This window comes from Gordonia sp. HS-NH1, from assembly GCF_001418765.1.
Classification (GTDB): domain Bacteria; phylum Actinomycetota; class Actinomycetes; order Mycobacteriales; family Mycobacteriaceae; genus Gordonia.
The window spans coordinates 1-8,020 of sequence record NZ_LIYC01000075.1; the positions used below are offsets into that span (position 1 = coordinate 1).

An 8,020-nucleotide genomic window follows, 5' to 3' on the forward strand; every position below is an offset into this window, starting at 1 on the left:
GCACCCGCGTCCACTGGACGGAATCAGTCCAGGTCGACACATCGGAACTGTCTCGCGGGGCGCAATCGCATCGCAACAGCCAACCGACGATCTCGGCCGACGGTCGCAGACGATCATCGCCCGAGTGGTGGCCCCGCTCTACGATCTCGTAGTCGACGCCGTCGACCATGGTCGACCCGTGACTCTCGGTCCCGTCCTCAAATACCGCCACCAATGCAGCCTCGTGGAGGTGCGTGTCGCTCTCGTGCATCCACCCCATGCGGATAGGGTAGACCCATGCCGTCAAGATAACCAGACATGAGTCGACATCCCCGTCAGGACTACCTGACATAACGTAGGATGTACCTTATGTCAGGTAACCCTGACGTCGAGTAACACAGATGTCTGGTTATCCTGACATGACGGGTCTACCCTATCTGCATGGGTTGAATGCACGAGAGCAACACACACTTCCACGAGGCGGCGTTGGTGGCTGTGTTCGAGGACGGGGCCGAGAGGTGTTGGGTGTGCGCTGAGCGGGTCAGCCGAGGTCCCCGCCGGCGACCGGCAGGACCGTCCCGGTCAGGTATGACGCCTCCGGTGAGGCGAGGAAGCAGATTGGGGCTGCCTGCTCGTCGAGGGTGCCGTAGCGGTGCAGCAGCGACGATGAGATCGTCTGGTCGATGTGCGCCTGGAACCAGGCTTGCTCGGTGCGGTCTCTCGGTTCGGGTGTCCCGCGGGAGATGCGGCGCGGAGGTGCCTGTGTCCCGCCCGGGGCTGTGGCGACCACTCGGATTCCGGCGTCAGCGTATTCCATGGCCAGGGAAGCGGTGATGGCGTTGATGCCGCCCTTGGCCGCCGAATACGGGATTCGGTGGATGCCACGTGTGGCGGCGGAGGACACGTTAACGATCACGCCGTCGCCCCGCGCCACCATCGGTGGAAGTACTGCCCGGCAGGCGTACAGCGTGGTGAACAGCGACCGGTCGATCTCGGCTCGGATTTCGGTGTCGGTGAACTCGGTGAAGGGTTTGAAGTTGATGGCGCCGCCGACGTTGTTGATCAGCACGTCGACTTGACCGAAGGTCGATAGCGCTTGCTGAACAAGGGTATCGGCACCTTCCCAGTGTTCGAGATCCGCAGTGACAGCGAATGCAGCTGGACCCGATATGGATAGTTCATCGGCCAGTTCTTTGACGATTTCTGACCGGTCGGCGACGACAATTTTGCCGCCTTCGGCGCTGATACGGCGGGCGACCCGCTCCCCAATGCCTTGTGCTGCGCCGGTGACGACGACGACTTTGCCGGCGAATCTGCCGGGAGTCACGTATTGCGGGGTCTGAGCCACCACGTTGTCGGCCATAGCCCGCCGCATTGTCTGTTTGGATCGTTCGGCGTGGGCGACGATCAGTGCTCGCGCGTCGTCGCGATTGTCGGCTTCGAACGCCGTGACGATGTCCATGTGGTCTTGAGCGCACAGTGGGTGGCACCATGTCGCGTTGCGTAGGACTTCACTCATCCGGCCCTTGACGCCCAGCGCTGTGTACGCCTGCAGGAGGTGCTGATTGCCGGTCAGGGTGAACAGGTAGTCGTGGAACGCGGCGTTGGTCTCGGTGTACTCGGCGGCGTCCACGAAGTGGTCGCCTTGCACGTGTGGCAATGTCGATTCGGCGAGCAGCCGGTATCCGGCTAGTTGCCTGCTGTTCAGTCGGCCCATGGTGACCTCGAGGGCGCCGAGCTCGAGGGCTCTGCGTGCTTCGAAGATGGCGTCGGATTCGTGGAGCGCAGGATGATCTTCACCGATCTCATATCCCCCTGCACCGACAGTCACTGGTGCGGGGTCGGTAGCCGGTGTCAGTGGGGTAGACGTGGCATTCGGGGCGATTGAAGCCGCCGGCGGGGGTGTCTGGTCGCCAAGAAACACCGGCTGCCCGGCGATAGCGCGGATATCGGCGTCGGCGTGGTAGATCGGGTCCGTATCTGCGGCTATGGAGATCGTGCTGACGGCAACACCATCTTGGATCGGGGGTGCAACCAGTTGGCCGGCGATACGCCGAACCACGTCTCCGTGGTCGGTAATGATCGATTGGCCGGACCAGGCCTTGATCGTCGCGCCCGGCAGTATCTGCTGGCCGGCGACGGCCCGTGCGTCGGGCGAGATGAGTAGCTGCTCGATTACTTCTGGTTCGGAACCGGCCGGCGTCGCGGAGTCGGCGTCGGGCGACCCGAGCGGCACAGCGAGGGCGAACTTCTCGTAGTAGAACCCCGTTGGGTCGATGCCAGCGTCTTTGACGTGCGCGCGGACCGCCTCGACCATCGGCGGCGGGCCACAGAGATACATAGCGACGTCGCCGCCGTGCAGGTGATCTGGTGTCATCAGGCTCATCACGTAGCCCTTGTTGTCCGCTGTGGACGCCGGATCGGAGACGCAGTGATCCCACGTGAAGGAGTCGAGCGCGTCCGCTAGGTCGAGGAGTTCTGCCGTCTCGACCAGGTCGTCGTCGGTACTGACGCCGTAGATGAGGTGTACTTTGCGGTTGCTGCCGTCCCGGCGCAGCGTGCGCAGCATCGACAGGATGGGGGCCAGGCCGGTTCCGCCGGCCAGCATCAGGACTGGGCGGTCGGCCTCGCGGAGGAAGAACGAGCCGTGCGGTCCGGTGAATGTCAGGGCGTCACCGACTGCCGCCCGCTCGGTGAGGTAATCCGACATGGCGCCGCCAGCGTTGAGCTTCACCAGGAAAGTCAGACGTTCTTCGTGCGGGCCGTTGCTGAACGAGTACGAGCGTTTGACGTCGGTGCCCGGTATTGAGATGTTCACGTACTGCCCCGGCAGGAACACCAGATCGGACCGGTTGGCAATCTCGATGCCGAACCGGACGGTCGTGGGCGAGATTCGTTCCAGTTCCGTCAGTGTTCCCGAGAATGTCGCGGCCTCGGTTTTCGCGATCGCTGAGGTGGCGGCGATCTGTAACACCAGATCGGAGCGCGGCTTCATACTGCAGGGCAGGCTGTATCCGGCTGCGGCCTCGTCGTCGGACAGCGCATCGGACAGGTACGTGCCGCCGTCGAAATCACCGGATTCACAGAGCGCCTTGCACGTGCCGCACGCGCCGTCGCGGCAGTCGAGCGGGATGTTGATCCGCTGCCGGTAGGCCGCGTCGGCGACCGTTTGATCGGTGCGGCAGTTGATGAAACGGGTGACGCCGTCTTCGAACGAGAGGGCGACCTGGTGACCGCCCGTGTCGGCGGGTGCCTCCTGGGTGGTTGTCATCGAAGAGCCCTTCAGAAGTGGTAGATGTCCACCACGTGGTGGATGTAGTCGTTCTTCAGCACGATCGTCTTGCGCCGGATGAGGGGCTGCTCCCCGGAGAAATCGATCGTGTAGAAAGACGTCCCGTAGTAGGGATCGACCGTCTTGTAACGGAAATACATGGTGTGCCAATTGAATCGGACGTCGACCAGATCGCCGCGACGTTCGATCACCTCGACGTTGCTGATGTTGTGACTGGTGCGCGGCTCGGGAAGCGATGTCGCCGAGGAACGCTCCGTTCGGATCCGGAAGACACGATCTTCCAGACCACCCTTGTTGCCGTAGTAGATCAGGGAGATGTCGCGCTGCGGATTCTCCACCAGCAGGTCAGCGTCGTCCCAGGAGGGCATCCAGTAGACAACGTCGTCGGCGTAGCACTCAAGCCACTTCTCGAACTCACGATCGTCGAGATACCGGGCCTCGCGGTACAGGAACTGTTCGATCGCATTCTGAGTGATCAGTGTGGTGGAGGTTTCGGTGGTGGTCATGATTATGCCTCCTTCGTGGCGGCGGGGTTGCGGGCCGCGACACCGCCCGATTCCGCAAGGCGTTCGTTGTCGAGGGCGGTTTGCATGGCCGACAACCAGTAGCCGTGTTGCACCGGGTACAGACCCTCGTCCTCGTTCTTCAGACCGGACGAGATCACGCCCTCCATCCCCAGAGACTCCGCAACCGGGTCCGGTCCGTTCTTCCAGTGCTCGGCGCCGCGACTCATGTCGTTCCAGGGCGAGGCCTGGGCGCGGAAGGTGAGCTGGCAGGAGCGGAACTCCTCGAGGTCGTCGGGGGTGGCCATCCCGGAGGCGTTGAAAAAGTCCTCGTACTGCCGGATCCGATGCGACCGGGCCGCATCGCTTTCGCCCTTGGGAGCGATGCAGTAGATCGTGACCTCGGTCTTGTCCGGTGCAATGGGCCGGAAATGCCGGATCTGCGTCGAGAATTGGTCCATCAGGTACACGTTCGGGTACAGGCAAAGGTTTCTGGAACCCTTGACCATGAACTCGCCCTTGGCGTCTCCGTGCACTTTCTTGAGTTCGTCCATCGAGTCCCACAACGGTCGGTCCTGAGGATTGCCGGCCCAGGTCCACAGACACAGGTGCCCATTCGGGTACGACCAATAGCCGCCGCCCGACTTGCCCCAGCTACCGGCGTCGAGTGCCTTGGTGTCGTTCTTGGATTCGCCGGTGCTGCGCCGAGAAGTCGTCGCAGCGTAGTTCCAGTGCACCGCACTGACGTGATATCCGTCGGCGCCGTTCTCCGCCTGCACTTTCCAGTTGCCGTCGAAGGTGTACGTGGACGATCCGCGCAGCACCTCCAGTCCTTCGGGGGACTGGTCGACGAGCATGTCGATGACCTTGGTGGTGTCGCCGAGGTGCTCGTCGAGCGTCAGCACATCGGGATTGAGGCTGCCGAAGAGAAAGCCGCGGTAGCTGTCGAAACGGGCGACCTTGGTCAGGTTGTGTGAACCGTCCACGTCAAAGGTGTCGGGGTAACCGGCGCCGTCGGGGTCCTTCACCTTGAGCAGGGTTCCGTCGTTACGAAACGTCCATCCGTGGAACGGGCAGGTCAGAGTCATTCGGTTGTCGGTCTTGCGCCGGCACAGCATCGCGCCGCGGTGTGCGCAGGCATTGATGAGGCAATGGATCTCGCCGTCCTTGGCGCGGGTGATGACCACGGGTTGCCGACCGATGTAGGTCGTGAAGTAGTCGCCTGGGTTGGGCAGCTGACTCTCGTGGGCAAGGTAGATCCAGTTGCCCTCGAATATGTGCTTCATCTCCAGTTCGAAGACGTCCTCATCGGTGAAGATCCGGCGGTTGGCACGGAAGATCCCGGCATCGTGATCATCGATCACGGCGTTGGACAGAACAGATTCGACGTGGCCGAGGTTGTCGGTGGTCGGTGCGCTCATAAATTCCTCCAGTAAGCACGCTTGGGTTCACAATCACATCAAACGATCGGGGGCACACCAGGCATCTGGCTACCTTGTTATTCTTGGCACGCGTTGGAGCGTTTTCGAAGTGGGGTGTTACGACGGGTCAGACGAGTTCCACGGCGACTGGAGAGTTTGTTTCTCGCCAGTTCTCCAGCCACACCATCGGCAACCTCACTGGCCCGTGTACCGAGGCTTTTGCCTCGCCCATTGACCGTACGGGGCCTGACCCTGAGGGCTGCGCCGCCAACTTGTGTGCGACGCAGCCCCTTCACTCAGGGTGGTAATCAGCCGAACTGGTAAATAGATTTCAGCTGTTGATAGGCGGCGAGTCCTTCTGGCCCAAATTCCCGACCAATGCCACTGGCTTTGACGCCGCCAAATGGTGCGGCCGGGTCGGGGATATAACCGTTGATTCCTACTGTGCCGGATTCTACCGCGCCGGCAACGGCCATGGCGCGACTGGGATCGCTGGACCACACGGTGCCACCGAGTCCGTAGTCCGAGTCGTTGGCAATTCGAATCGCGTCGTCGTCGTTGTCGTAGGCGATCACGCTTAAGACTGGCCCGAAGATTTCTTCGCGGGCGACGACGGCGTTGTTGTCGAGGTCGGCGAATAGTGTGGGCTTGACGAACCATCCACGATCAATGCCCTCAGGTGTGCCGCTGCCGCCCACGACGACTCGGGCACCATCGTGGATGCCGCGTTCGATGTAGCCCGACACGCGTTCGCGTTGGGTGGCGCTGGCCATGGGCCCGATTAGGGTGTCGGCGTCTAGACTGTCTCCCACCGGGGCGGATGTGATGATGTTCGCGAACGTGTCGACGACTTCGTCGTAGCGCGTCCGGGGTGCCAGGACTCGCGTGCCCAAGAAACAGACTTGGCCGTTGTTTGCCAATGTCGCAGCGAACATGGATTGGCCGACCTTCTGGAGATCAAGGTCGGCGTCGTCGAGCACGATTGCGGCTGACTTTCCGCCGAGTTCGAGTGAGACCGGCCGAAGTAGCGTCGCACACGCCTGGGCGACGGCACGCCCGCCGCCCGTACTGCCGGTGAATGCGACTTTGTCAACGTCTTTGTGCGACACAAGGTACGCACCGAGATCACGTCCGCCGGGGACGATGCTGAGAACTCCGTCAGGGACGCCGGCGGCTTGCGCAGCCTCTGCGAGGAGGAACGCGTCGAGAACGGTCTCGGGGGAGGGCTTGATGACTATCGTGCATCCCGCAGCCAGGGCTGGCGCGAGTTTGGTCGCCGTCAGCGTCTGGGGCACGTTCCAGGGCACGATTGCCGCTACCACCCCGACGGGACGGCGCTGCACTGTGGCCGTAGTGACGAAGACGCCATCACGGACCTCTTCGGCTGGCTGTTTTCTGATGAGGTCTGCGTAGTACCTCATCAGTACTGGTGGGAAGGCTTCGAGCTGGCGAGCAATCGAGATGGGCATCCCGTTTTGCTGCGAGACGGCGGTGAAAATCTCCTCGGAGCGGCTCGTGTACTCGTCGGCGAATCGGTCGAGGATTTCGGCTCGCCGGCTCGGATCCCAATTCGACCAGCCACGCGGGTCGTCAAACGCCCGGCGCGCGGTCGCGACGGCGGCATCGACATCAGCGGGCGCTGCTTCGGGGACAGAGCCGATGATCTGCTCTGTTGTGGCTGACCGCACGGTAATACGCTCGGAGCTGGACGGGGTTGTCCACTGGCTCCCAATGAACAATGATGAGTGGTCGATAGTCATGTTTCTCCTTATGTTTCGACAGGCTCAAAGGTCAGCGTGGGATGCTGGGGTGGCGGACGTCGCATGTTGAGCGGTTGGCGTCGGATGTATGGGACAGCGGCTCACTTGGGCCGCTTCTCTTTTTGTTTGTGGTCGTGCAACGCCGAGCTCGGCCTTGCGGCGCTGATGGATCTCATGGAGCGACTCCTCCGGATCTGGCGCGACCTTTTCAGCAAAGGTGAGGCCGAGCCGAAATCCTCGTCGAACGATCCACCGCACTAGCGGATGCGGGCGCGCAATACCATGAGTGCGAAGAACCCAGTCGGGATATAGCGACGTCACCATGACCTTTGCTACCGGGTGCAGCGCTCTAGGGAAGTGGCGTTCAGCGAATGGGCGCAGGACCACGTCGGCGACCTGGTCACCCCAAGGGTTCGTGGGCCATTGAGCCGCTTCATAACGGTCCATGTACTCGTTCATTCCCGCGAAATCGTTGGGGAAGTCGCACAGTGGTGAACCATCGTCACCGTTGACAAACAATTTCGCCATGCGTGACCAGAACTCCCACGTCGCGGTCTGCAGCTTCTCGTCAAACCCTTTCATGCCCAGACTGATTTTGAGTCTGTGCATCATCGCTCCCTCGTAGCACAGGGTGTAGATGTAGTCCTCGTTGAACGAGAAGTGGCCCGGATACTGCTTTGCGTAGTGGTGGTGCAGATTGTTGAGCGACTCCACCGAACGCCTCGTGCTGGGGTGGCTCGGGCCGTTCGCCCACCAGGTGAGCATGTGACGCGACGTATCGTCCATTCGTTTGTTGGGACGCTCATGAATCTTGCCGTGTCCCTCGCGCAAAACTGCTCGTGCACCGCGTGTGGTCACCAGAAAGCGAGGGAATGTGATGGCGTACACATAGTCCATCAAGAAGTCGGACACGTAATAAGAGCTGCTCAGGTCCCATATTCTCTCGTAATCACGATGTGGATCAAGGGTGTCCAATTCGCGACTGATCCACTTGCGAGGCTTCGTACGATGGTGCATGGGGGATTTCCTTTGTTGGTGGGCCAACGGGTAGCGCCCCATAGAGTG

At 61.7% G+C, this 8,020-nt stretch carries 5 protein-coding genes and 1 pseudogene; all 6 read right to left on the bottom strand.

From position 1 onward, the window contains the following. Window positions 1-259, bottom strand: a pseudogene (locus AMD30_RS25630) (hypothetical protein); the annotation flags it as partial. A 261-nt stretch (window positions 260-520) separates the two neighbouring features. Further along, window positions 521-3,250 (bottom strand): benzoate 1,2-dioxygenase electron transfer component BenC, encoded by a 2,730-nt coding sequence (benC, locus tag AMD30_RS23845; RefSeq protein WP_055477319.1) that lies wholly within the window; start codon window positions 3,248-3,250, stop codon window positions 521-523. An 11-nt stretch (window positions 3,251-3,261) separates the two neighbouring features. Further along, complete coding sequence (benB, locus tag AMD30_RS23850) at window positions 3,262-3,777, bottom strand: benzoate 1,2-dioxygenase small subunit (protein WP_055477320.1); 516 nt, start codon at window positions 3,775-3,777, stop codon at window positions 3,262-3,264. A 2-nt stretch (window positions 3,778-3,779) separates the two neighbouring features. Then, window positions 3,780-5,195, bottom strand: a complete 1,416-nt coding sequence (gene benA, locus AMD30_RS23855; protein ID WP_055477321.1) for a benzoate 1,2-dioxygenase large subunit — start codon at window positions 5,193-5,195, stop codon at window positions 3,780-3,782. 308 nt (window positions 5,196-5,503) lie between these two features. Further along, window positions 5,504-6,955 carry an aldehyde dehydrogenase gene (locus tag AMD30_RS23860; protein ID WP_055477322.1) on the bottom strand — a complete coding sequence of 484 codons (1,452 nt, stop codon included), beginning with the start codon at window positions 6,953-6,955 and terminating at the stop codon, window positions 5,504-5,506. Between the two features lie 24 nt (window positions 6,956-6,979). Beyond that, window positions 6,980-8,020 (bottom strand): oxygenase MpaB family protein (locus AMD30_RS23865; RefSeq protein WP_156354406.1); only part of this gene is annotated, 1,041 nt, incomplete at its 5' end.

Bases quoted from the DNA above. Each gene is read 5' to 3' on its own strand.
- benC (WP_055477319.1), bottom strand. From the start codon at position 3,250: ATGACAACCACCCAGGAGGCACCCGCCGACACGGGCGGTCACCAGGTC.
- benB (WP_055477320.1), bottom strand. From the start codon at position 3,777: ATGACCACCACCGAAACCTCCACCACACTGATCACTCAGAATGCGATC.
- benA (WP_055477321.1), bottom strand. From the start codon at position 5,195: ATGAGCGCACCGACCACCGACAACCTCGGCCACGTCGAATCTGTTCTG.
- AMD30_RS23860 (WP_055477322.1), bottom strand. From the start codon at position 6,955: ATGACTATCGACCACTCATCATTGTTCATTGGGAGCCAGTGGACAACC.